Source organism: Acetoanaerobium noterae (assembly GCF_900168025.1).
GTDB lineage: Bacteria > Bacillota > Clostridia > Peptostreptococcales > Filifactoraceae > Acetoanaerobium > Acetoanaerobium noterae.
On sequence record NZ_FUYN01000001.1, the window covers coordinates 289,978 to 312,288 of the forward strand.

General features: G+C 32.8%; 24 protein-coding genes. All 24 read right to left on the reverse strand.

What is annotated here, in order from left to right; translation table 11 throughout:
- Positions 1-2 precede the first annotated feature (2 nt).
- A complete protein-coding gene (fliF, locus tag B5X47_RS01440; RefSeq protein ID WP_079588450.1) occupies positions 3-1,568 on the reverse strand; it encodes a flagellar basal-body MS-ring/collar protein FliF in 1,566 nt (521 codons plus the stop codon).
- Between the two features lie 22 nt (positions 1,569-1,590).
- A complete protein-coding gene (gene fliE / locus B5X47_RS01445) occupies positions 1,591-1,890 on the reverse strand; it encodes a flagellar hook-basal body complex protein FliE (RefSeq protein ID WP_079588451.1) in 300 nt (99 codons plus the stop codon).
- 13 nt (positions 1,891-1,903) lie between these two features.
- A complete protein-coding gene (flgC, locus tag B5X47_RS01450; protein ID WP_079588452.1) occupies positions 1,904-2,344 on the reverse strand; it encodes a flagellar basal body rod protein FlgC in 441 nt (146 codons plus the stop codon).
- Positions 2,344-2,736, reverse strand: coding sequence for a flagellar basal body rod protein FlgB (gene flgB, locus B5X47_RS01455; RefSeq protein ID WP_079588453.1), 393 nt, complete (start codon positions 2,734-2,736; stop codon positions 2,344-2,346). Before flgB ends, flgC begins: the two co-directional genes overlap by 1 nt.
- A gap of 253 nt (positions 2,737-2,989) precedes the next feature.
- The gene (locus B5X47_RS01460; protein ID WP_079588454.1) at positions 2,990-4,027 is read right to left on the reverse strand and encodes an ABC transporter substrate-binding protein; all 1,038 of its coding nucleotides are present in this window, start codon (positions 4,025-4,027) and stop codon (positions 2,990-2,992) included.
- A 39-nt stretch (positions 4,028-4,066) separates the two neighbouring features.
- Positions 4,067-4,858, reverse strand: coding sequence for an ABC transporter permease (locus B5X47_RS01465; protein WP_041487169.1), 792 nt, complete (start codon positions 4,856-4,858; stop codon positions 4,067-4,069).
- Entirely contained in the window at positions 4,852-5,694 is an 843-nt protein-coding gene (locus B5X47_RS01470; protein ID WP_079588455.1) for an ABC transporter permease, read from the reverse strand. The genes B5X47_RS01465 and B5X47_RS01470 overlap by 7 nt, the downstream gene beginning before the upstream one ends.
- Positions 5,687-6,742, reverse strand: coding sequence for a spermidine/putrescine ABC transporter ATP-binding protein (potA, locus tag B5X47_RS01475; protein ID WP_079588456.1), 1,056 nt, complete (start codon positions 6,740-6,742; stop codon positions 5,687-5,689). The genes B5X47_RS01470 and potA overlap by 8 nt, the downstream gene beginning before the upstream one ends.
- A gap of 131 nt (positions 6,743-6,873) precedes the next feature.
- Positions 6,874-8,334 carry a putative glycoside hydrolase gene (locus B5X47_RS01480; protein WP_079588457.1) on the reverse strand — a complete coding sequence of 487 codons (1,461 nt, stop codon included), beginning with the start codon at positions 8,332-8,334 and terminating at the stop codon, positions 6,874-6,876.
- A gap of 29 nt (positions 8,335-8,363) precedes the next feature.
- Positions 8,364-9,494, reverse strand: coding sequence for a THUMP domain-containing class I SAM-dependent RNA methyltransferase (locus B5X47_RS01485; protein WP_079588458.1), 1,131 nt, complete (start codon positions 9,492-9,494; stop codon positions 8,364-8,366).
- A 15-nt stretch (positions 9,495-9,509) separates the two neighbouring features.
- Positions 9,510-10,787 (reverse strand): ATP-dependent sacrificial sulfur transferase LarE, encoded by a 1,278-nt coding sequence (larE, locus tag B5X47_RS01490; protein WP_079588459.1) that lies wholly within the window; start codon positions 10,785-10,787, stop codon positions 9,510-9,512.
- Positions 10,771-11,496 carry a zinc ribbon domain-containing protein gene (locus B5X47_RS01495; RefSeq protein ID WP_079588460.1) on the reverse strand — a complete coding sequence of 242 codons (726 nt, stop codon included), beginning with the start codon at positions 11,494-11,496 and terminating at the stop codon, positions 10,771-10,773. Before B5X47_RS01495 ends, larE begins: the two co-directional genes overlap by 17 nt.
- A 19-nt stretch (positions 11,497-11,515) precedes the next feature.
- Positions 11,516-12,301, reverse strand: coding sequence for a Nif3-like dinuclear metal center hexameric protein (locus B5X47_RS01500; protein WP_079588461.1), 786 nt, complete (start codon positions 12,299-12,301; stop codon positions 11,516-11,518).
- On the reverse strand, positions 12,267-12,995 hold the full coding sequence (locus B5X47_RS01505) for a tRNA (adenine(22)-N(1))-methyltransferase (protein ID WP_159446363.1): 729 nt from the start codon (positions 12,993-12,995) through the stop codon (positions 12,267-12,269). The genes B5X47_RS01500 and B5X47_RS01505 overlap by 35 nt, the downstream gene beginning before the upstream one ends.
- Positions 12,996-13,149: 154 nt before the next feature.
- Positions 13,150-14,250: an RNA polymerase sigma factor RpoD gene (rpoD, locus tag B5X47_RS01510; protein WP_408605640.1), complete on the reverse strand. Its 1,101-nt coding sequence runs from the start codon at positions 14,248-14,250 to the stop codon at positions 13,150-13,152.
- 84 nt (positions 14,251-14,334) lie between these two features.
- Positions 14,335-16,077, reverse strand: coding sequence for a DNA primase (dnaG, locus tag B5X47_RS01515; protein WP_159446364.1), 1,743 nt, complete (start codon positions 16,075-16,077; stop codon positions 14,335-14,337).
- Between the two features lie 130 nt (positions 16,078-16,207).
- Positions 16,208-16,981: a 3-deoxy-7-phosphoheptulonate synthase gene (gene aroF, locus B5X47_RS01520; RefSeq protein ID WP_013361970.1), complete on the reverse strand. Its 774-nt coding sequence runs from the start codon at positions 16,979-16,981 to the stop codon at positions 16,208-16,210.
- Positions 16,971-17,459, reverse strand: coding sequence for a 2-amino-4-hydroxy-6-hydroxymethyldihydropteridine diphosphokinase (folK, locus tag B5X47_RS01525; protein WP_079588465.1), 489 nt, complete (start codon positions 17,457-17,459; stop codon positions 16,971-16,973). The genes aroF and folK overlap by 11 nt, the downstream gene beginning before the upstream one ends.
- Complete coding sequence (gene folB, locus B5X47_RS01530) at positions 17,453-17,824, reverse strand: dihydroneopterin aldolase (protein WP_079588466.1); 372 nt, start codon at positions 17,822-17,824, stop codon at positions 17,453-17,455. The genes folK and folB overlap by 7 nt, the downstream gene beginning before the upstream one ends.
- A gap of 1 nt (position 17,825) precedes the next feature.
- Positions 17,826-18,626 (reverse strand): dihydropteroate synthase, encoded by an 801-nt coding sequence (gene folP / locus B5X47_RS01535; RefSeq protein WP_013361973.1) that lies wholly within the window; start codon positions 18,624-18,626, stop codon positions 17,826-17,828.
- 15 nt (positions 18,627-18,641) lie between these two features.
- Positions 18,642-19,235, reverse strand: a complete 594-nt coding sequence (gene folE, locus B5X47_RS01540) for a GTP cyclohydrolase I FolE (protein ID WP_079588467.1) — start codon at positions 19,233-19,235, stop codon at positions 18,642-18,644.
- A gap of 39 nt (positions 19,236-19,274) precedes the next feature.
- Complete coding sequence (locus B5X47_RS01545) at positions 19,275-20,381, reverse strand: aminotransferase class IV (RefSeq protein ID WP_079588468.1); 1,107 nt, start codon at positions 20,379-20,381, stop codon at positions 19,275-19,277.
- Entirely contained in the window at positions 20,365-21,720 is a 1,356-nt protein-coding gene (pabB, locus tag B5X47_RS01550) for an aminodeoxychorismate synthase component I (RefSeq protein WP_079588469.1), read from the reverse strand. The genes B5X47_RS01545 and pabB overlap by 17 nt, the downstream gene beginning before the upstream one ends.
- Positions 21,720-22,289 (reverse strand): anthranilate synthase component II, encoded by a 570-nt coding sequence (locus tag B5X47_RS01555; RefSeq protein WP_041487457.1) that lies wholly within the window; start codon positions 22,287-22,289, stop codon positions 21,720-21,722. Before B5X47_RS01555 ends, pabB begins: the two co-directional genes overlap by 1 nt.
- Between the last annotated feature and the right edge of the window lie 22 nt (positions 22,290-22,311).

Consider the following 22,311-nt stretch of genomic DNA (forward strand, 5'->3'; position numbering starts at 1 on the left):
TCCTATTCTTCATCTAGCCAGGTTTTTAATAATTGAGTTACTATTTCTGGGTTTGTGTCAATAAGGCTTTCTATACTTTTCTTTCTCCCAGATTCTTTAATCTCAAGCTCTATCTGTTCAACCGCAGCTTTAGATATTGCAGATTCTTGTGGGATTTCCAAAAGCTTTTCTGCCTCTTTTTTCTTTTCTTTTCTTCTTTTCATAATCATATATATCCCTATTGCAAGAATTGGTATTAGTGCAATTACTCCAAATGCTATCCACATCCATATAGGAATTCCTTCTTGATTTGCAGTATCAGACAGTGCGTTTTGAATATCTTGATTAAATGATTGAGCGTAAATCTCAACCGATTTAGTTTCTAATCCAGTAGCTGCATTTATAAGCGATGCTATCTCAGTTTTCTGCTCCTCGGTAAGCTCTCCACCTTCTAAGGAATCCTTATTGAGCACTACTGCAACTGTTAGACTTTCAATTTGTCCCTTAGCTTTTTCAACTGTTTTCACAATCTCATTAAGCTCATAGTTTACTATTCTTTCATTCTTATCATAGTTAGAATTAAGTGCATTAGGGTCTAGAGTAGCATAATCTACCACTTCTTCTTCCGCATTGGCATCTACTCCTGGATTTCCAACAGCTTCTTGAGAGTTTTCAACTTTTTCTATATTTTCCTGTAAGCTTCTAACAAGCCCATCAGTCTCACCTTCAATAGGGGGTGCAAATGATTTGCTTTGTGTATTATCAGTATCAAAATTAAGCTTTACACTAGCCATTACAGAAACATTTCCGTATCCATATATCGGAGCCAGAAAATTGTTAAGGCTTTTTTCTACATCTAATTTAACTTTATTCTGAAGTTCTAAATTAGTTTGAGAAACTAAAGTGTTATTAGTATCAGTACTATCTTCGTTTAATACCTGTCCATTTGGTCCATGTACAGTTACATTCTCAGGCTTAAGTCCTTCTACGGAATTAGCAACTAACATAGTTATTCCTTGAATACTAGTTTGATCTAAACTTGCTTTATCATCTAAATTTAGAAATACACTTGCTTTTGCATCCATTTTATTTTCTTGTAAAATAAATTCTTGAGTTTTTGGAATACTCAAATTTACAAAAGCTTTTTTTACTCCTGGTATACTTTGGATTACATTAGCTATTTCATTTTGAAGAGCATAATTTCTAGCTTGATTCTTTTCATCATCGCTCATGAACATAGAATTTCTATTTATCAAATCATTGTAATCAAAAGTTGCATCAGGAAGTCCTGCTCCAGCTAAATCGATTTTAGCCTTATTTATATATGTATCTGGAACGCTAATAGAATTATCTTGATTTAATCTGTAAGGAATATTTAGCTCCTCTAATTGACTTGTAACCTCTGAAGCCGTTTTTAAATCAATATCTCTATATAAGGTCACATAATTTGGTCTTGTGAGATAGATTATCATAGCAGTGGTAACCACTACTAACCCTAAGGCTAATCCTCCAAGCAATACCTTTTGTTTTGTTGAATATTTTTCGGAAAGCTTACCTGTTTTATCTTTAATATTATTAAAAAAGTCCAATATAGTGCACCTCTTTCAGCCTCTATACTTGTATTCTCATTATTTCTTTGTATGCATCAATTACTCTGTTTTTCACTTCAACTAAGGCCTGAAAGTTAACGCTGGAAACCTCTGCTGCAATTGTTAAATCGTGAAGATTATCTAGCTTCCCTGCGATAAGCAAATCCGTAAGTTCTTGAGTATGTTTTTGACTATCACTTACATTGTATATTGAATTTTTTAAAAAATCAGAAAAAGGCATCTGCGGTTTTTCTATTTTCTCGTTTGTATCTGTTAATCTCATAGGACTAGTATACGATAGTCCTCCAACCTTTATATCCATTTAATCCACTCCCTTATTTCCCAATTTCTAAAGCCTTTAAAAGCATACTTTTAGATGTATTAAGTGCTGTAACATTCGCCTCATAAGATCTTGTAGCACTTATCATATCAACCATTTCAGTTATTGTATCTACGTTACTCATAGTAACATATCCTTTTTCGTCCGCATCAGGATGGCCTGGATTATATACCTGTCTAAATGGAGTTTTATCTTCTACGATTCCAACAATTTCTACACCTTTATCAACATCTTTGCTCTTTTTACTTTCTAAAATACTCTTAAATGACTGCTTCTCCTCCGCTTCTTTAAAAACAACAACTTGTCTTCTATACGGATCTCCACTTTGAGTTCTAGTAGTATTTGCATTTGCAAGATTTTTTGAAATTACATCCATTCTGGTTCTCTCTGCTGTAAGAGCTGATGAGCTTATATTAATACTTGAAAAAATAGACATTAACTTCCCCCCCTAATAGCAGTTTTTAGTGTTTGGAAATTAGACGAAATTCTTTGTACTACAGCATTGTAATTAACTGTATTCTTAACTTGATTAGCAGCCTCAACATCAGCATTAACATTATTCCCATCTTCTCTGGTACTCACTGACATATCTCTTTTAATCGTGTATGGCGCGGAAGAATTATTTGATGGAATATCAATGTGTTTACTGTTAGTTTTAAAACCAGAAATATATTTATTTTTTGATTTATCTAAGTACTCCTCAAAGCTTACAACTTCTCTTTTGTAATTTGGAGTATTTACATTTGCAAGATTTTTGTTTATTGTTTCGTTTCTCAAGGTATACGCATTTAGTGCTGTATGCATATTTTTAATATTAGAAAAATCCATAAAACTTCCCTCCTTTAGATAATAATTTAAAAATCCCTTACTTTATTATAATTAATTATTAAAATTTCCATCGTAAAAATATCTTAACCACTCTATTGTACTATTATTGTAACCATTTCGAAATAGTTATTATCTAAAATAAGTCTTTTGGACTACTAATTTATTTTAGAGTGAGTCAAGTACTCTAAAATTTCATACTTTCTTGTTATTTACCCAAAAAGACGGCATAATCACTTATGCCGTCTTAGCTTTATTAATAAGATTTGATTTCCGTCCAAACTCTATCATATTCTGTTGTAAACTCGCCTAAATCTGTAAATACTTCTCCCAATTTATTAAGGTCTCCTTTAGGGTAAAGATATTCATTATTTACTTCTTCTTCCGGAAGAAGCTCTAATGCTGCTTCATTAGGAGTTGAATATTTAATATACTCAGAGTTTCTAGCTGCTATATCTGGTCTCATCATAAAGTTAATAAATATTTCAGCTTCCTCTTTGTGGGCTGCTGTAGTTGGTATTGCCATACAGTCAAACCAAAGATTAGTCCCTTCTTTTGGTATAGCGTATGCCAAATCTTCATTTTCAGACATAAGAAGCATAGCATCTCCTGACCAAGCAAGTGACATAGCTGCTTCTCCAGCAATCATTTGTCCTTTGTATGTGTCAACTTCATATGAGCGAACTAATTTCTTTTGCTCTATTAATGCTTGTTTAGCTTCTTCTAGCTCAGCTGGATTTTTAGTGTTTAAAGAATAACCCAGTTTCTTAAGTGTTATTCCTATTGTATCTCTAGGAGAATCTAGCATTATAATTTGTCCCTCATATTTTGGATTCCATAGTATATTCCAGCTGTCCACTGGATCAGAAACTTTTGTCTTGTTGTATACTATTCCCATTGTCCCCCAAAGATAAGGAACTGAATACTTTTGGTCTTTATCATACTCAAGATTCTGATATTGGCCTCCAATATTTTTCATATTCTCTAGCTTGCTAAAGTCTAATTCGTGTAGCAGTCCTCTTTGAATCATACTTTCAACCATATATTCAGATGGAAAAATTACATCGTATGAAGTTCCTCCAGCTTGAATCTTGGCAAGCATTTCTTCGTTTGTTGCAAATTCTTCGTAGTTTATTTTAATATCAAATTCACTTTCAAAATCCTTAATTACTTCTGGATCTATATAGTCTCCCCAGTTATAAACATTTAACGTAGTAGATTTTGTATCCGAAGCACATCCTGCGAAAGTAAACACCATTGTTGCCATAAGTAAAATCATAAATATTTTTTTCAAGTTATCAACACTCCTTTATAAATAAAATTATATACTTAATTACCTAACATTATCACTTTGTGATTTATTTTTTGCATCCCTTAACTGAAGCAAGAGCATGAGTGCAAGCACTGCTATGAACATAAGAGAAGACAATGCATTAATTTTAGGGCTGATTCCTCTTTTTGTCATTGAATAAACCTTTATAGAAAGTGTGCTAACTCCAGATCCAGTTGTAAAGAAACTTACAATAAAATCATCTAGAGACAAAGTAAAGGCTAGTAGTGATCCAGTTATTATCCCTGGCATAATTTCAGGAAGGATAACTTTAAAAAAAGCCTGTATAGGGGTAGCTCCTAAGTCAAGGGCTGCCTCTTCAATATTTGGGTTAAGCTGCTGTAACTTTGGTAATACTGCAAATATTACATAGGGAATATTAAATGTAATGTGAGCTAATATTAAAGTTATATACCCCAATTTTAAATTTAGTATCGAAAAAAATGAAAGAAGCGATATTCCTATTACTATATCAGGGTTCACCATAGGTATATAGCTTAAATTTGTAAGAATAGCTTTCTTTCTTGGAGACATATTGTGGATTGCAATAGCTGAAATTGTTCCTATTACTGTAGATATAATAGAAGCGATTACTGCAACTATTATTGTAGTGTAAAGCGATTCCATAATACTTCCATCAGAGAAAAGCTCTGTATACCATTTAAAAGTAAAACCCTGCCATCTACCACCATATCTAGAATCATTAAATGAAAATAGAATCAATAGAAATATCGGCATATATAAAAATAAATATACTAAAAAAGCATAAGTTCGGGAGAGGTATTTTTTTACCATAGACCAGTCCCTCCTTCTTTGGAGCTATGCTTAGTGAGATAACCCATAGAAAGCACAATCATAACCATCATAATCATAGATATAGCTGATCCGAACTGCCAGTTTCTAGCCATCATAAATTGGTTCTGAATCAGGTTTCCAAGTAAAATAGTTTGCCCTCCGCCTAGTAAGTCCGATATTACAAAAGTTGATATCGCAGGCATAAATACCATCAAAACACCAGATGCAACGCCTGGAAAGCTAAGTGGGAATATAACTTTTATAAATGTACTAAATGAATTTGCTCCCAAATCCTGAGCTGCTTCAAGTAAGCTTTTATCTATTTTTGATAATACTGAATATATAGGTAGCACCATAAAAGGCAAGAAGTTATACACCATACCCATTATAACAGCTCCATTAGTATAAAGTAGCTGAAGTGGTTCATCTATTATTCCTAAAAGTAACAGTAGTTCATTTAATGCACCTTGTTCTCTTAGTACTACCATCCAAGCATATGTCCTTAGTAGAAAGTTTGTCCAAAGAGGCAAAATAAATAGCATAATCATCAAGCTTTGTTTCTTTATATCGGATTTCGAAATTATATATGCCATTGGATATCCAACCACAAAACATGCAATTGTACTATATAATGATAACCTTAGAGATCTCCAAAGTACATTTAAATAAATTGGTTCAAAGAACATTTTATAATTTTCAAAGGTCAATGAGAAAATCATTCCTCCAAAAGCATCTCTCTTAGTAAAGGAATAGAGCAAAACTATAAATAGTGGAACTATGGTAAATAGTATAGCCCATAGAACATAGGGAACGGCTAAGATATTTTTTTTATTCATCTATAACCTCCATTCTCATAACATGAATAGCTTCAGATGTAAAATCCAGACCTACTTCAATTCCTGCTTGAGTATGATGGATAGTGTGTATAATCCACTCTTTATTATTTTGCTGGTCGACTACAATAATTTCGTAATGAACCCCTTTAAAAACGACATCCGTAACTAGCCCTGTAATCTTTCCATTTTCTTTAGTTACTATATTTATATCCTCAGGTCTAATAACAACATCTACCTTTTCGTTAGGTTTAAAGCCCTTATCTACGCATTCAAAAATTCTATTGTTAAACATTACTTTATAGTCTTCTATCATAGTAGCTGTAACCATATTGATTTCTCCAATAAAATCAGCTACAAATCGATTTACTGGTTCGTTATATATATCTTCAGGTGTTCCTATTTGCTGAATTTTTCCGTCACTCATAACTACAATTCTGTCGGACATCGTAAGAGCCTCTTCTTGATCATGTGTAACATATATGAATGTAATACCAAGCTCTTGCTGCATGGTTTTAAGTTCATACTGCATGTCTTGTCTAAGCTTAAGGTCTAAAGCTCCTAGAGGTTCATCTAGAAGTAGCACCTTTGGTTCATTGACAAGCGCTCTTGCAATTGCAATTCTTTGTTGCTGTCCACCAGAAAGCGAATTTATATCTCTTTTTTCAAAGCCCTCTAGGTTAACTAGTGATAGCATTTTTTTTACTTTTTTATCTATTGTAGCTTTATCTACTTTTTTAATTTTTAATCCAAAAGCTATATTTTCATATATATTTAAGTGAGGAAAAAGAGCATATTTTTGAAACACAGTGTTTATTTGTCTTTTATAAGGAGGTATAGAATTAATATTGACTCCATCGAAAAACACTTCTCCACTGGAAGCTGTCTCAAATCCTCCAATAATTCTCAGTGTAGTTGTTTTTCCGCATCCACTTGGACCAAGAAGCGTTACAAATTCTTTTTCTTTTATATCTAAATTTATACTTTTTAATGCTTCTTTTTCATCAAATATTTTTGAGACATTTTTCAGTTCAATTATCGATGGTGTCATAGCTACCTCCTCTTTATCTATATAAAATTTAATATTCAAAAATTAATAAGCCCAATTTATAATTCTAGTTTCCAATATTGGGTTTGTCAAGGAAATGTAGTATCAAAAACTGAGACTTATCAGTCATAAAGCTACTTTATATCATAATTATTGCTAGCACTCCAAAGAAGGTACTCCTCAATCCCAGCATCGTTAAGAGCTTTTATTTGAGCTTTAACTTGCTCTGGGCCATATTTTATATATCCCTTAACCCAAGAAGCCGTAAAGCTTTGAATCCAAGGTCTAATCTGAGCTGGTGTTTCTAGATTTTCATTTCTAAGAACTGCATCCTTAGCGCCTTGTAGCAAGGTATTGTAAGGATCTGCATCAGGCACGGCTACTCCGTAGGTTCCATTTGCGTAGTGGCTTGGATACATCATCGGAGATATATAATCTGTGTAATTACTAACTGCCTCCCAGTACTGTCCAAGATGCATGTCATCAGGCACACTTCCAACTAGGCCATAAACATCAGCCGAAATATAAGCTTCTTCTTTAGATATTACTGAGTAGGCTTGCTTTAAATAGTTTTGAATCGTCTCAGCCTTACCTTCATTCTTTTCATTTCTATAATCTAGGATTTCATCAAGCTTACCTCCGTCTGAGGCAGGGAATCTAACATAGTCAAATTGAATCTCATTAAATCCAGCAATAGCAGCTTCCTTTGCCACAGCGATATTGTAATCCCATAATGTTCTATCGTGAGGAGAAACCCATATGATTCCATCCTTATTTACAAATGGTTGATTCGTTTGTTTATTAATAATTACTTTGTCAGTGTTGTACTGAGCATAGGTAGGATCCTTAAACGACACTATCCTTGCTATAGTGTAAATATCTTTTTCCTTTAGCTTTTTTATGAATTCGTCTATATTCTTTATAGGTGCTTTATCATTAGCAGATGGCGCATATTTTTCAGCTGCTTTAGTTTTAAATAGCATATTTCCAAAATCATCCTTGACATCAATAACAAAAGCATTAATTTCTGTTTCTTCAGCTAGCTTAATTAACGAATCTAATTTAGCTCCAGCTGCTGAATTAACCGTAACATAAACACCCTTGACTTTTACTTTTTTATTATTCTTATATTCAATTTTTTCAAAAGCTGAAAAATCTAGGCCTCTTAAGTGCTCATCTAGTAATTCTTCTCTTTTAGAAACCGTGTACTCTGCTGATATATGGCCTTTTTTATTACCGTCAAAGGTTTTATATTCTACTTCATACCATAGCTCTCCAGCTTCATTTTTTGATTCGCTTAATACTTTAATTTTGCTACCTTTAAGCAAACTATCTAAAATAGTCCCCGCAGAATCAGGAGTTTCTCTCACATTTAATTTTGACGCACTTATATATCTAATAGACTCATCGTTCTTAGCCTGCTCTACCTCTTGTTCATTCTCTGTAGCTTGCTTTTCTTCAGCTTGAACTTGTTTATTAGTTTCATCTTTTATTTCCTCATTTGTAGTTGAGCTACCTTGTGAACAAGCTGAAAATAATAACATTGTTGAAATAATAAGAGTAATAAATTTTGTCATTTTTTTGTTAAATAGCATTGAATTCCTCCTGATTATAAAATTTATAATTATTTTTGTGGTCTTGGCCCCAAATACTGATAATAATAACTCTTAAGCATACCGTTATATAATTTTCTTTTTTTCTGAAACGGTATATCCATAATCTTGTCTACATCTTCTAAAGTCGTTATTAAATAATATGACCAGTTTTTTAAGTTCTTAAATACTTTTCCCATTTCTTTATAAAATTCAGTAATGTCTTCTTCTGCTGATAGTCTTTCACCATAAGGTGGATTAGTTATTATAAATCCATACTCCTCATCAGTTTCCCAGGTGGTCATATCCTTAACCTCAAAATCTATAAGATGACCAACTCCTGCTAGCTCTGCATTTTCTTTAGCTAGCTCAATTACGTCTTCATCTATATCATAGCCTTTAAGCTTAAACTGTACGTCCTTTTCTTGCGATAGAGCTTCGTTTCTCTCAGTCTGCCAAACATGCTTTGGCAGAAAAGATAAATTTTCTCCAGTAAAGTTTCTGTTTATCCCAGGCATTATTCCTGCACCATAAAGAGCTGCTTCAATTAAAATAGTTCCTGACCCGCACATTGGGTCTACAAGGGTTCTGTTTTCTCTCCAAGGAGTAAGCATTACCATAAATGCAGCTAGAGTCTCTCTTATAGGTGCTCCACCTGATTTTTCTCTATATCCTCTTTTATGTAGAGCTGGACCTGTTGTATCAATCGTTACTTCAACTACATCCTTATTAATGAAAATAATAATAGGGTGAAGTGCACCTGTTTCTGGAAGAGTTTGAACTTTATGCTTTTGCTTTAATCTTTCAACTACGGCTTTTTTGGCTACAGATTGAATATCTGATTTAGAAAACAGTTTACTATTTATGCTCTTAGCTTTGGAAATAGGAAACTCTGCATCCTTTGGAATGTAGTTTTCAAAAGGAAGCTTTAATATTCCTTGATATAATTGTTCAAAGCTATATGCCTTGAATTCTCCTACTTTAATTAGAACTCTTTCAGCAGTTCTAAGGGATAAATTTGCTCTTACAATTTCAAAAGCATCTCCTTCAAAGGTAACTCTTCCATCAGATACATTTAATACTTTAATGCCCATGTTTTTAAGTTCAAAAGATACAGTTGCTTCCATTCCAAAAAGACAAGGTGCTATTGCTTCATATTTCATATTTTTCTCCTTAATTTATTTATTCATATTTCCTGTTTTATATCCACCTAAATCAAGTGATACATATTTAAAGCCTAGATTCTTAAGATATTCGTTAGCTTCTTTAAATAAATCCAGATTTATAAACGGCTTTAAATCATCACTATTCATCTCTATTCTAGCCAGGTCATCGTGTACCCTTACTCTTACGTTTCTGAGTCCCTTAGATTTTAAATAAGCTTCTGCTTTATCAATCCTAGTTAGTATTTCTTTAGTAAGGGTCTGTCCGTAAGAAACTCTCGAAATAAGGCAAGCCGCAGCTTCTTTGTCGTGAGTTTTCAAACCTAATAGCTTTGAGTATTCTCTAATATCAGATTTTGTCCAATTCGTTTCTAAAAATGGACTTTTGACATGTAATTCCTCTAGCGCTTGCATCCCCGGTCTATAGTCAGATAAATCATCAATATTACTTCCATCATAAACTGCAGTAGCTCCTATTTTTTTAGCATAATCATCTATGTACTTAAACACGAAGCTTTTGCAGTAATAGCATCGTCTCAAATCCCCTTCTCTAACTTCCTTAATGGATAAAATATCTTCTTCCACTATCTCATGTTTAATTCCTATCGCATTTGCTAACTTAACAGCTTCATTAAATTCACTCTCTGGTATGTGTGGGCCTTTTACGGTAACAGCCACTACCTCATCTCTTAGTACTTCCTTGCATAGATTTATTAATAGACTACTATCTACTCCACCAGAAAATGCCACTACAACCTTCTTGTCTTTTTTTATGTAATTTTTTATGTCTTCAACTTTTTTTCTTAAGTCTCCATCAATAGTATCAAGTCTAAAAGCATTATTACTCTCCTCTACTGAAGCTTTGCTTACACGGTTTATTAAACTTCCATTTTCAAAGGTTGTCATTGTATCAAGTGCTATATTTAATATTCTGTCAGCCTCTTTGTTATAGGCTCTTTTTACATGATTTATACTAAAAGATTTAAAGTTATTAATTTTATCTTTTATTCTATCAAAAATAACTTTTAGCTCTTGGTTTTTTACTTTATATTCACCTTTTATTTGCTTTACAACTAGCTCACTATCTAAAAAAGCTTCTACATCCTGAACTCCTAGGCAAATCAAAGCCTCTAAGCCTTCTAGTAGAGCAGTGTATTCTGCTATGTTATTAGTCGCAATCCCTATTGGTCTTGCTTTTTCATAAACTATTTTATCTCCTTCATAAATAACAAATCCTATAGCGGCTTCTCCCGGGTTTCCTCTTGAGCCTCCGTCACTATAAAGTCTCATCATTGTCTTTTATTTCCTCCAAATACAATATTCTGTTGCAACAATCACATTCAATTATTTCCGAGCAGTTTTCAACCTTTTCAATTAGAGAAGTGGATAATGTCATATGACATATTTCACATACTCCGTTTTCCGCTCTAGTAAAAACAACCTTCATGGTTTGCCTTTTTTTATCATAGAGTCTGAGTAAGTCAGGGTCAGCAGACTTTCTGAGTTTTCTAATCTTTTTTTCCATCAATTTAATTTTGTCTTCTAAGTAAGCAACCTTTTCATGCTGACTTATTTTCTTTGAATTATATTGCTTCTCAACCTTGTTATATTTAGATTTAAAAAGATTCAATTCCTTTGAAAACTTTTCTATTATATAAAACTCTTTCATTATTTCATCTTCAAGATTTATTTTTTTATCTTTTAATATAACTTCTTGTTTTTTTAATTCTTGCAAAATTTTAGAGTTTTGATGCTCCGATTCATACAATTTCTCTAAAATTGATAAAAGCTGTCTGTCTACATCTGAAAGTTGCTTCTCTTTTATTAAAAGTCCTGTTCTTGCTTGATCAACTTGAACTCTTATCGCGTTTTCTTCCTTTAGAATTAAATCCAGTTCATGTTTTAAGCGTTTTATAGATTCAACATTCATAAGTCGTTCACTTTTGTCTTTAGCTTGCTCTATTAACCTGTAGCCTTTATCTATTCTTCTCAAAATCTCCAAAATAATCCTCCTTAGGCGTTTAAACAGCCCTAAACGGATCTTTTAAAGCATCCGAAACAACAAAATCAACTTCCTCACCTAATTTATCTCTTAGAATTCTAAGCATATTTTCCTTAAAGTGAATTTCACTCCCATAATGACCCACATCAAATATATTCATTCCTCTGCCAAGCCAATCTTGGGCATCATGATATTTTATATCTCCAGTCAAATAAGCATTACAGCCAGCCTCAAAGGCATTACTCGCATATTCAATGCCAGAACCAGTTACTATACCCACTTTTCTAATTTTGGTATTTCCTCCATCAACTATCCTCAGGTCGGATAAATTAAGCTTAGTTTTTACAAACATAATAAACTCTTCAACGCTCATCTCTTCTTTTAGCTCACCATATCTTCCTATTGCATCTATATCCGAATTTTCATAGGCTAATTTATTTATATTATTAAGAGATAATAAATTTGAAATATAATCGTTTAAGCCACCTTCAATAATATCAAAATTTGTATGAGCAACGTAAACGCCTATTGAATTTTTAATTAATTTAAGAAGGATATTTCCTTTATCATCAAAATTTGTTATAGATTTAATAGGTCTAAAGATCAAGGGGTGATGGCTTATAATTAATTGTACGTCCTTACTTATAGCCTCATCAACAACTGCCTCGTTAATTTCAAGGGTTATAAGCACTTTATTAACATAAGCTGACTTATCACCAATACTTAGTCCAACATTATCCCAATCATATGCCAGGCTTGGCTTCAAAAGTTCATCTAGGTTTATTTTGAGTTGTTCTAGCTGCATCTTCTATCATCTCCTCATAGCATTTTATCTTCAAGGATAATTCTTCAACTTTTGCGTTATTTTCTCCACTACCACTTTCTCTAATTTTACCTATTATTGCTTTATTAGTATTAATTTTAGATTGAAGTAATTTAAACAAAACTTCATTTGCTTTCCTATAATTTATATTTCCTATCTCATCAAATGGAGGCTCTATAGTTTTTAATACCTTTTCTAATGAGTATCTACTCACTATTATATGATAAAATTTACCTTCATCCTCTATAAGCTCTTCATCTAAGATATCAAAATTATTTTTATATAAATATTGTCTCAATTTTTCAGGAAATTGTACAGGCTGAAAAATAAAAATAGGATGTTTTGCTTTATATTTTTTATGATAGGATTCATTTAGAATCTCAGAAATCAAAATACCGCCCATACCTGCTATTACAACTACATCAGCCTCATCAACCTCTAATACTTCTAGCCCACTTCCTAATCTTGTTTCAATTTTTGTCTGCAAGTTATTATTTTTAATTTCAATAACAGCTTTTTCTAGAGAGCCTTTGCTAATATCCGCGGCAATTGCTTTTTTGACTATATTATTTTTTACTGCATAAGTGGGAATGTATCCATGGTCTGTTCCTATATCTGCTAAAACCTCGCCATTTGGAATCAATTTAAGTATAGTTTCTAATCTTTTACTTATCACAATAATCACCTATCTTTATAAAAATCTCATTTTCATAGCAATCTTAAATCTATTTTATACCCATATTTTCAAAGTCTTATATAACTTGTTCCAATCTCTATGAAATCTTAGCCTATTCATAATAAAAGATTCGCTGATGCGAATCTTCTATAAATTAATCTAAATAATCTTTTAATTTTTTCGATCTACTAGGATGTCTCAATTTCCTTAGAGCTTTAGCTTCAATTTGTCTAATTCTTTCTCTTGTAACATCGAATTCTTTTCCAACTTCCTCCAAGGTTCTTGCTCTTCCATCTTCTAAACCAAAGCGTAATTTAAGAACTTTTTGTTCTCTCTCATTTAATGTGCAAAGTACATCCTCAAGCTGTTCCTTAAGTAGAGAATAAGCTGCTGCTTCAGCAGGTGCTGGAGCATCGTCATCAGGTATAAAATCACCTAAATGGCTATCTTCCTCTTCACCTATTGGCGTTTCTAAGGATACTGGTTCTTGAGCTATTTTCATTATTTCTCTAATTTTTTCTTCTGGCATATCCATTTCTTTAGCAAGCTCTTCAGGTTTAGGGTCTCTTCCATACTCTTGAAGAAGCTGTCTGTGAACTCTAATTAATTTATTTATAGTCTCCACCATATGAACAGGGATTCTAATAGTTCTAGCTTGGTCGGCTATAGCTCTAGTTATTGCCTGTCTTATCCACCAGGTTGCATAAGTCGAAAACTTGAAACCTTTCTTATAATCGAATTTTTCTACAGCTTTTATTAAACCAAGATTCCCTTCTTGGATAAGGTCAAGAAATAACATACCTCTTCCAACATATCTTTTTGCAATAGATACAACTAATCTTAGGTTTGCTTCTACTAATTTCTTCTTTGCTATCTCATCTCCATAGCCCATTTTTTCAGCCAAATCAATTTCTTCCTCAGCAGAAAGTAGTGGGATTTTTCCTATTTCTTTAAGGTACATTCTTACAGGGTCGTCAATTGATATTCCTTTAGGAATTGACAAATCCAGTTTAGATACATCTTCCTCTTCATCTTCTGCTTCAACATCTGGATCCTTATCAAATTCCTTATTGAAAATAACAGTATCGTCCTTTATATTTTCATCCAAAATATCTATCCCCATTTGAGCAAAGGTGTCATAGATATTTTCAATCTGTTCTTTGTCTAGCTCCATCTCGCTTAGGGCTTCACCTATTTGCTCATAGGTTAAAGATCCATCTTTTTTACCTTTATCAATCAAATTCTTTACAGCCATTTTTTTCTCTTGCTTCAATTCATTATCCAAAAAAATCAACTCCTTCAAGCTATAAATATACCCTAAAATCCCTAAGCTTCTAATCTATAGATTATCTAATTCCTTAGTAAATTCCATTACACTCATACCTATTTCTATTAATCTGCGCTGGTCTTTCTCATTGCTAGAATCCAATTTTTTTTGTTCCTGTAGCAAATGATTTATCTTCATTTTTAATGAATTTTTTTTAATTATAAGCATCAAATTATAAATTTGTTCAGAAGATATAACTTCATACTTTATATTTTTACCCTTAAATTTCTCTTTGACTACATCAGATAAATTTTTATCTGATAGCATATCAAAAATTTCTCTGCTTTCTTCATTTGAAAAATCATCTTTTGAAAGCATATTTTTTATTACATCATATTCTGAAATATGATTGACTAAATAACTTAAAAAAGAAAACTCAGTAATAAGCCAGGCTTCTTCATCTTTATGTATTTTTATATCATTTTTTTCAGTAAACTTACTTGATTTTTTCATCCCCTGAGTTTCAAACTGTTTTGGACTGAAATATTTTCCATACACCTCACTTCCAATAGATTTAATAGATAGTCCAGTAATATCTGATAGTCTTATGATTTCAGTTTCAATTTCCACAGGACTACTATGCTTTTTCAAAACAAATGATGCTTCTTTTATGAAAGTGACTTTATCCTTTTCCATATCCAAACTATACTTTTTTTGTATCTGTTCAATTTGAAACTGTAGGCTTGATTTTGAATTGCTAATAATTGTTTCAAATTCTTCAGTGGAATTATTGCTCAGATATTCATCTGGGTCATTCCAAGGAGAAAAATCTAAAACAAATGCACTAAGTTCATTGTTTTTTAGTATGTCTATCCCCCGAAGAGTAGCTTTTATTCCAGCTTCATCATTGTCATAGGCTAGATATACATTATTACAATATTTCTTTATACTTTGAGCCTGCTGCTCAGTAAGTGAAGTACCCAAGGATGCAACCGCTGAAGAAAATCCATATTGATGCATGGCTATTACATCCATATAGCCCTCTACTAGAAAAATATCTCTAGTCAAATTATTTTTTGCTATATTTAAGCCATACAAATGATCTTTTTTATGAAAAATAAGTGTATCAGACGAGTTTAGATATTTAGGTAAGCTAGAATCAATTACCCTTCCTCCAAAAGCAATCACTCTTCCTCTTATGTCGAAAATCGGAAACATAATTCGTCCAAAAAAACGGTCCTTTATCTGCGTTCCTCTAGAGACAAATAGCCCACTTTCTATAAGTTCCTTTTCGATGTAGCCTTTAGATAATAGATACTCCCGTAAAGCTGTGCTTCTAGGCGCATATCCTAAACCAAATTTTTTTATGGTTTTATCGCTTAAATTCCTGCGTTTTATGTAGTCTAAAGATTTATCAACATTATTCCAAAGCATCTGAAAGTAATATCTAGCTGCAATCAAATGTATCTGAAGTAATTTTTCCCTTAGCTCTGCAGTCTGCCTTTGCTGCAAAGTAATGGTTTTGTCTTCTGGCCAAGGTATATTGGCTTTTTCAGCTAATACCTTCAGTGCATCCATAAAGTCTAAATTTTCCTTTTTCATAATAAAAGCTATTGCATCTCCACCTTCCCCACAACCGAAACATTTAAATATCTGTTTTTTTTCATTTACCATAAAAGATGGCGACTTTTCGTTGTGAAACGGACATAGACCTTTATAGCTTTCTGCATTACCTTTAAGTTCAACATAGGAGGAAATAATATCTAAAATATTTATCCTTGCTTTTACATCTTCAATAAAATTATCGTCTATCATAGACATCACATCTCCCAAATAGATAAAAGAGGCATATAAGATATTATTCTATATAAAAAGTTTTTTTCCTTCATCTGAAAATTCTAAAATTTATATATTTGATTAAAAAGACTAAAAAGGATGAGAATTCTCATCCTTTTATAACTGATATTAAATTTGAAAATTCTTCAAAATTTAAAGATTGATCTCCGTCTGAGAGTGCATCTTCTGGCTGAGGATGAACCTCTATAATAAGTCCATCAGCTCCTGCTGCAAGCGATGCTAAAGACATTGGCAAAATAAGATTTCTTTTTCCAGTTCCATGGCTTGGATCAGCAATAACTTTTAAACCAGTTTCCTGTTTTATTATAGGAATGGCTGCTATATCCATAGTATTTCTAGTATAGTCATTGAAAGTTCTTATGCCTCGTTCACACATAATTATCTTGGTATTTCCTTGCTTTGCTATATATTCAGCTGCATGTATCCACTCCTTGATAGTCGCTGACATTCCTCTTTTAAGAAGAATTGGTTTATCTTGTTTTCCAGCTTCTACAAGTAGAGAAAAATTTTGCATATTTCTCGAACCTATTTGAATCATATCTGATACTTCATAGACTTCACTTAAGCTTTTTTCATCAATAGCTTCTGTCACCGCCATAATGCCTACTTCTTTTTTCACAGCTTTTAAAATCTCAAGGCCTTCTTTTCTCATTCCTTGAAAAGCAAACGGAGAAGTTCTTGGCTTGTAAGCTCCTCCTCTAAGGATTTTAACGCCTTTTGATTTTATAAATCTAGCTGTTTCCAGTAGCTGGTCATAGGATTCTATAGCGCAAGGTCCAGCTATTATCAGCTTTTCTTTTTCGATATCTATTACGTTTTCATCAAACGGAGCATCTACCTTATTCAATATTTTAGAAATCATTTTTCTTATACTCCTTTATTCCTCTTGTATCAATTTTATTAATCAAATCCTCAAGCTTTATCCCGTCAATAATTAGATTTTTTTCAATGTCATACAGAGGAATCAGTACAAATGCTCTCTCTCTCATCCTAGGATGAGGAATAGTCAATTTATCGTCCTCACAAATTATATCATCAAACAGAAGTATGTCAATATCTATAGTTCTAGGTCCCCAGTGTATCTTTCTCACTCTGTCAAGCTCTAGTTCTATAGTTTGGAGGCTTTCAAGCAGTTCATAAGGAGATAAGGATGTTTCTATGCTAATGCATAAATTTAAAAATGCTTCCTGATTTTCATATCCCCATGGCTCAGTTTCATATACTCTTGATTTATTTAAAATATTACAGCCTTGAATTTCTGCAATCTTATCTATAGCTTTGCTTAGATATTCTAATCTATCCCCCATATTACTCCCTAAAGAAAGAAACGCTTTTACCATATATCCTCCCTATTTCGGATTATGCTTATCCCCATATAATCAAATATTCCCCTTACAGGTGCTTCTGGTTTTCTAATAGTCAATTTAATTTCTTTAATGGTTTTATAATTTTTTAAAATGCAATTGCAAATATTTTCTCCTAGAGCTTCTAAGAGATCATAGCACTTATCCTGTGCGTGGGTTTTTATAATTTCATAAACATCTGCATAGCTTACCGTCATTGTTAAATCATCAGTTTTTCCTGCATCTTTCAAATCCAAATAGAGCTCAGCATCTATAAAAAACTTTTGTCCTAGAGTTTTTTCTTCCTGCAAGACACCATGAGTGCCAAAGAACGCCATATTATTTAGAAGTATTTTATCCATTTTATTGGTTTTCCTTTCTATATATAGCATCTGTAACCATAGCCGCTCTTAGGTTTTCTTTTACATCGTGAACCCTAACAATGTCTACGCCTTGAATGATTCCCATAACTGTAGTAGCTATAGTTCCTTCCACCCTCTCTTTTGGAGGAAGGTCTAGAATTTTTCCTAGCATAGATTTTCTAGATGTACCAAGTAAAATTGGAAGTCCAAAGCATTTAAGCTCTTCTAGTCTTTTCATAACATACATATTTTGCTCAGGTGTTTTTCCAAACCCTATTCCTGGATCTAAAATCAGCTGGTTTCTTTTCATTCCAGCTTTTAGAGCTATTTCAATGGTTTTTTCAAAAAAATCCTTTATGCTCTGCATTATCTCTATACTGTAATCCGTTCCAGTTTGATTGTGCATTACAACTGCAGGGCAATTAAATTCAGCTGCTACCTCTGCCATTTTAGTGTCTTTTTGAAATCCCCAAACATCATTGATTATATCAGCTCCACTTTGCATAGCTTTTCTAGCTACCTCAGATTTATAAGTATCCACTGAAATAAGTGCATTTGTTTTAATTTTTAATGCTTCTATCACTGGAATCAGTCTTTTAATTTCAGTATCTGCATCAACTTCAATAAACCCTGGTCTTGTAGACTCTGCTCCTATATCAATAATATCTGCACCTTGCTCTACCATTTCTAAAGCATGCTTAATAGCGTTATCTACATTTGTAAATTCTCCTCCATCAGAAAAGCTGTCAGGAGTGACATTTAATATACCCATGATATAAGTTTTCTTTCCAAATTCCATCATCGTATATTCTCCTTGCTATTTTATATTTATAAGCGACATAGCCTCTGCTCTTGCTGCTACATCTTTTTCAAATATTCCTCTAACTGCTGATGTTATTGTTTTTGAACCAGGTTTTTTAATCCCTCTCATTGTCATGCACATATGCTCAGCTTCTAGAATAACTACTACTCCATATGGATCAAGAACCTCTACTATTGAATCTGCTATCGTTTTTGCAATTCTTTCTTGAAGCTGAGGTCTTCTTGCAGCAGTCTCAACTACTCTAGCAAGCTTGGATAACCCTGTTAGCTTTCCACCTCTAGGTATATATGCCACGTGTGCTTTTCCAAAAAACGGTACTAGGTGATGCTCGCATACTGAGTAAAAAGATATATCCTTAACTATAACCATTTCTTCATGATTTTCTTCTTGGAAAAATATTTGAAGGTGCTCTCTAGGATCCTGATGAAGACCTGCAAATATTTCCTCAAACATATTTGCAATTCTCTTTGGAGTATCAACTAGCCCCTCTCTATCTGGGTCTTCTCCAATAGCCTCTAAAATATCTCTCACTGCTTTTTTTATCTTATCCTTATCCATTTTTTCAACAGCTTTAATTTCATTTGACATTTTATACTCCTCCTTAGAGTTACAAATAAATTTTACTTTTTAAGAAATAGAAATTACTTTTTTTAAATTCTCAAAATCCTCTTCGTCTCCATATATTAAAGTGGATTCCGTTATAGCTTTTACTAAAAACTTAATATTCTCATGAATCATTTTATCTGCTAGTTCAAGCGAGAATATGTTAATATCCCAGTCATATCCAAGATGTCTAACTAAGCTTCTATTTTGCTCTTTAGTATCATCATCAAATACAAATACATCTACATCTCTTTGCTTGCTATATCCTAGACTTTTAGATGACCCTGTTATAAATATGTATTTGATATCCTTATCTGATAAATAATGTGCCCTCACAAACTCTATTACATCATCGTGAGATAATTCATATCTGCTATGTACTTCTAGCAAGTCATTTACAGTTATTGCCAAGTCAGTATTAACGCTATAGCTTATATTTCCTATTGATTTAACTGGCATCATATTCATAGCGCTATTGCAAATAAACGCTTCGTCAAATGCTTCTAGTTCATCTACACTTACCATCTCTTCACTTAGCTTGTAACCGAGCTCAAAGCTAAGGATTCCTCGTATATTTTTTAGGGCTATTCCACTTAACATGAAAGCATTTTCATCATTGATAAAAAATGTATCTTTTTTTCTAAAAATTATATTAGCTATACTTGTTTCTAGAATATTGGATTTATAATCTAAAAAAACAACATCGTCAAAGCCCGAATTCTTTGCATTTTCTCTAGCGATGTGATTTTCTATATACGAGGTAGTTTTGAACCTGAGCATAGGATTTTCCCCTCTTTTATAGGGATATATCTCCAAGCTAAATCCATTTTTATAGTTATCAAGGGTGTAGGTCAGCTCTCTAGATTCTATGCTGTATCCACTGTCACATAAGGTTAATCTTATAATCTGATTTTCTTTTAAATCTGAGCAGGTTTGCTTTAAATCATGTACTGCCTGCTTAGCAAAGCTTTTTCCTATGTCAAGCTTTTCACTAGTAGCTAAGAGTCTCGAAATATGGTCTTCTAAAAAGTATACTTGCTTGTTTTTAATAAGAAGAGTTTCAAATATACCAAGTCCAAACTTTAAAGCTTTATCATCCCAGTTTAAAACCCCTCTACTTAGAAGTATCATCTTGAATATATCCTCTTAAAGTTTTCATGATAGATTTAGCTTTGTGAAGAGTCTCCATGTACTCATCCTCTGGATTTGAATCCCAAGTAATTCCACCGCCTACTTGAAAAGTAATTCTATCATCCTTTTTTACTATAGTTCTTATAGCTATATTTAAGTCAGCTAAACCATCAAATCCTATATATCCAATCGAGCCAGTATATACATTTCTTCTAGTCGGCTCAAGCTCTTCTATGACCTCCATAGCTCTAATTTTTGGAGCCCCAGTTATAGAACCTCCTGGAAATGTTGCTTTGATAACCTCATAGATATCTTTGTCCTTGTCTATTTCTGATTCTATCGTAGCGACTAAATGGTATACATTAGCATAGGCCTCTATTTTAAATAGCTCTGGAACCTTAACGCTTCCTATCTCTGATACTCTTCCTAAATCATTTCTCTCAAGGTCTACTATCATAAGTAGTTCAGCCTTGTCCTTTTCACTATTTGAAAGTTCAGTTTTGAAAAATTCATCCTGCTCAGGGTTGTCTCCTCTTGGCCTAGTTCCTTTAATAGGTCTAGTTTGGATTTTTCTATTTTCTACCTTAATAAACCTTTCAGGAGAATTCGAAATAACCTGCACATCTTCAAAATTCAGAAGTCCACCAAAAATAGTAGGTCCAACTTCTCTCAGCTCCGAATATATATCAAAAGCGCTTCTCTTTGTTTTACCTTCAAATCTTTGAGTTAAATTTGCTTGATATATGTCTCCGCTTCTAATATATTGTCTTACCTTTTCTATGCTGTCTATATACTCCTGCTTAGTAAAATTTGATTTTAGCTGAACTTCTTCGTCTACTGAGCTTAGTTTTTCAGCAGGTGTATGATTTAGAATCAACTCTTCTTTTTGTATGATAAGCTTTTCTTCCCTATCCTTATCCAAATCTGCAGAGACTAAATACAGCTTTCTTTCTTTATGGTCAACTACATAGGCCCAGTCGTACAAGCCAAAATATAAATCCGGAACTTCCATATCAACTATAGTTTTATTTTCTATTTTTTCAATATATCTGCCTAAGTCATACGAAAGATAACCAACTGCACCTCCATTAAAAGGAAGTAAAGATTTCGTATCATTATTACTTGCAAAAGAATATTTATTCATTATAGTTCTAAATTTATCTATACACTCAGGATCATTTGAGTACTTTACTACCTCAAATGGATTTGATGCTATTATGCTATATCTGCCATATTCATCGTGGTAAAGACTACTTTCAAGTATAAAGCTATGAGGTTCATCTTTTATTAGTTCAAAAATTTCAATAGGTTCAATGTATTTTTTTATCTCTTTTATCATTATTTGCACCCTCTTGCATTTTCTATGAAATTTCTAAATAAATCATGCCCGTGCTCTGTAAGTATAGCTTCAGGATGAAATTGAACACCTTCGATAGGATATCGCTTATGTCTTACCCCCATAATCTCTCCATCTATAGTCTGCGCTGATATTTCCAATTCACTTGGAAAATTTTGCTCATTTATTACTAGAGAGTGATATCTAGTAACTCCAAGGGGATTAGGTAAATTTTTAAACATTCCTTTTTCATCGTGCTTTATTCTATGTACATGACCGTGAATAGGTCTTTTAGCTTTTATTATTTCTCCTTTAAAAGCTTCTCCAATTGCTTGATGCCCTAAGCAAACTCCTAGAATAGGTAGCTTGTCTTTGAAATAATCAATTGCTTCTAAAGAAATCCCTGCTTCTTTAGGAGAGCATGGTCCTGGTGATATTAGTAAAATTTCAGGATTTTTTGCTAGTATTTGTTTGACTGAAATGCTGTCATTTCTAACTACTTCTACATCTTCACCTAACTCTCTTAGGTACTGATAGATGTTATAACAAAAAGAATCAAAATTATCAATCATCAAGATCAAGTTAATTCCCTCC

What these genes read in the sequence shown, in the direction of transcription:
- folE (WP_079588467.1), bottom strand. Translation starts at nt 19,235, where the DNA reads ATGTCAAATGAAATTAAAGCTGTTGAAAAAATGGATAAGGATAAGATA.
- flgB (WP_079588453.1), bottom strand. Translation starts at nt 2,736, where the DNA reads ATGGATTTTTCTAATATTAAAAATATGCATACAGCACTAAATGCGTAT.
- B5X47_RS01470 (WP_079588455.1), bottom strand. Translation starts at nt 5,694, where the DNA reads ATGAATAAAAAAAATATCTTAGCCGTTCCCTATGTTCTATGGGCTATA.
- rpoD (WP_408605640.1), bottom strand. Translation starts at nt 14,250, where the DNA reads ATGGCTGTAAAGAATTTGATTGATAAAGGTAAAAAAGATGGATCTTTA.
- flgC (WP_079588452.1), bottom strand. Translation starts at nt 2,344, where the DNA reads ATGTCTATTTTTTCAAGTATTAATATAAGCTCATCAGCTCTTACAGCA.
- fliE (WP_079588451.1), bottom strand. Translation starts at nt 1,890, where the DNA reads ATGGATATAAAGGTTGGAGGACTATCGTATACTAGTCCTATGAGATTA.
- larE (WP_079588459.1), bottom strand. Translation starts at nt 10,787, where the DNA reads ATGATGAGACTTTATAGTGACGGAGGCTCAAGAGGAAACCCGGGAGAA.
- folK (WP_079588465.1), bottom strand. Translation starts at nt 17,459, where the DNA reads ATGGTAAAAGCGTTTCTTTCTTTAGGGAGTAATATGGGGGATAGATTA.
- folP (WP_013361973.1), bottom strand. Translation starts at nt 18,626, where the DNA reads ATGATGGAATTTGGAAAGAAAACTTATATCATGGGTATATTAAATGTC.
- B5X47_RS01485 (WP_079588458.1), bottom strand. Translation starts at nt 9,494, where the DNA reads ATGAAATATGAAGCAATAGCACCTTGTCTTTTTGGAATGGAAGCAACT.
- B5X47_RS01480 (WP_079588457.1), bottom strand. Translation starts at nt 8,334, where the DNA reads ATGCTATTTAACAAAAAAATGACAAAATTTATTACTCTTATTATTTCA.
- B5X47_RS01545 (WP_079588468.1), bottom strand. Translation starts at nt 20,381, where the DNA reads ATGATACTTCTAAGTAGAGGGGTTTTAAACTGGGATGATAAAGCTTTA.
- B5X47_RS01465 (WP_041487169.1), bottom strand. Translation starts at nt 4,858, where the DNA reads ATGGTAAAAAAATACCTCTCCCGAACTTATGCTTTTTTAGTATATTTA.
- B5X47_RS01555 (WP_041487457.1), bottom strand. Translation starts at nt 22,289, where the DNA reads ATGATTGATAATTTTGATTCTTTTTGTTATAACATCTATCAGTACCTA.
- potA (WP_079588456.1), bottom strand. Translation starts at nt 6,742, where the DNA reads ATGACACCATCGATAATTGAACTGAAAAATGTCTCAAAAATATTTGAT.
- B5X47_RS01500 (WP_079588461.1), bottom strand. Translation starts at nt 12,301, where the DNA reads ATGCAGCTAGAACAACTCAAAATAAACCTAGATGAACTTTTGAAGCCA.
- folB (WP_079588466.1), bottom strand. Translation starts at nt 17,824, where the DNA reads ATGGATAAAATACTTCTAAATAATATGGCGTTCTTTGGCACTCATGGT.
- dnaG (WP_159446364.1), bottom strand. Translation starts at nt 16,077, where the DNA reads ATGATAGACGATAATTTTATTGAAGATGTAAAAGCAAGGATAAATATT.
- pabB (WP_079588469.1), bottom strand. Translation starts at nt 21,720, where the DNA reads ATGATAAAAGAGATAAAAAAATACATTGAACCTATTGAAATTTTTGAA.
- aroF (WP_013361970.1), bottom strand. Translation starts at nt 16,981, where the DNA reads ATGATTTCTAAAATATTGAATAAGGTAGATGCTCCGTTTGATGAAAAC.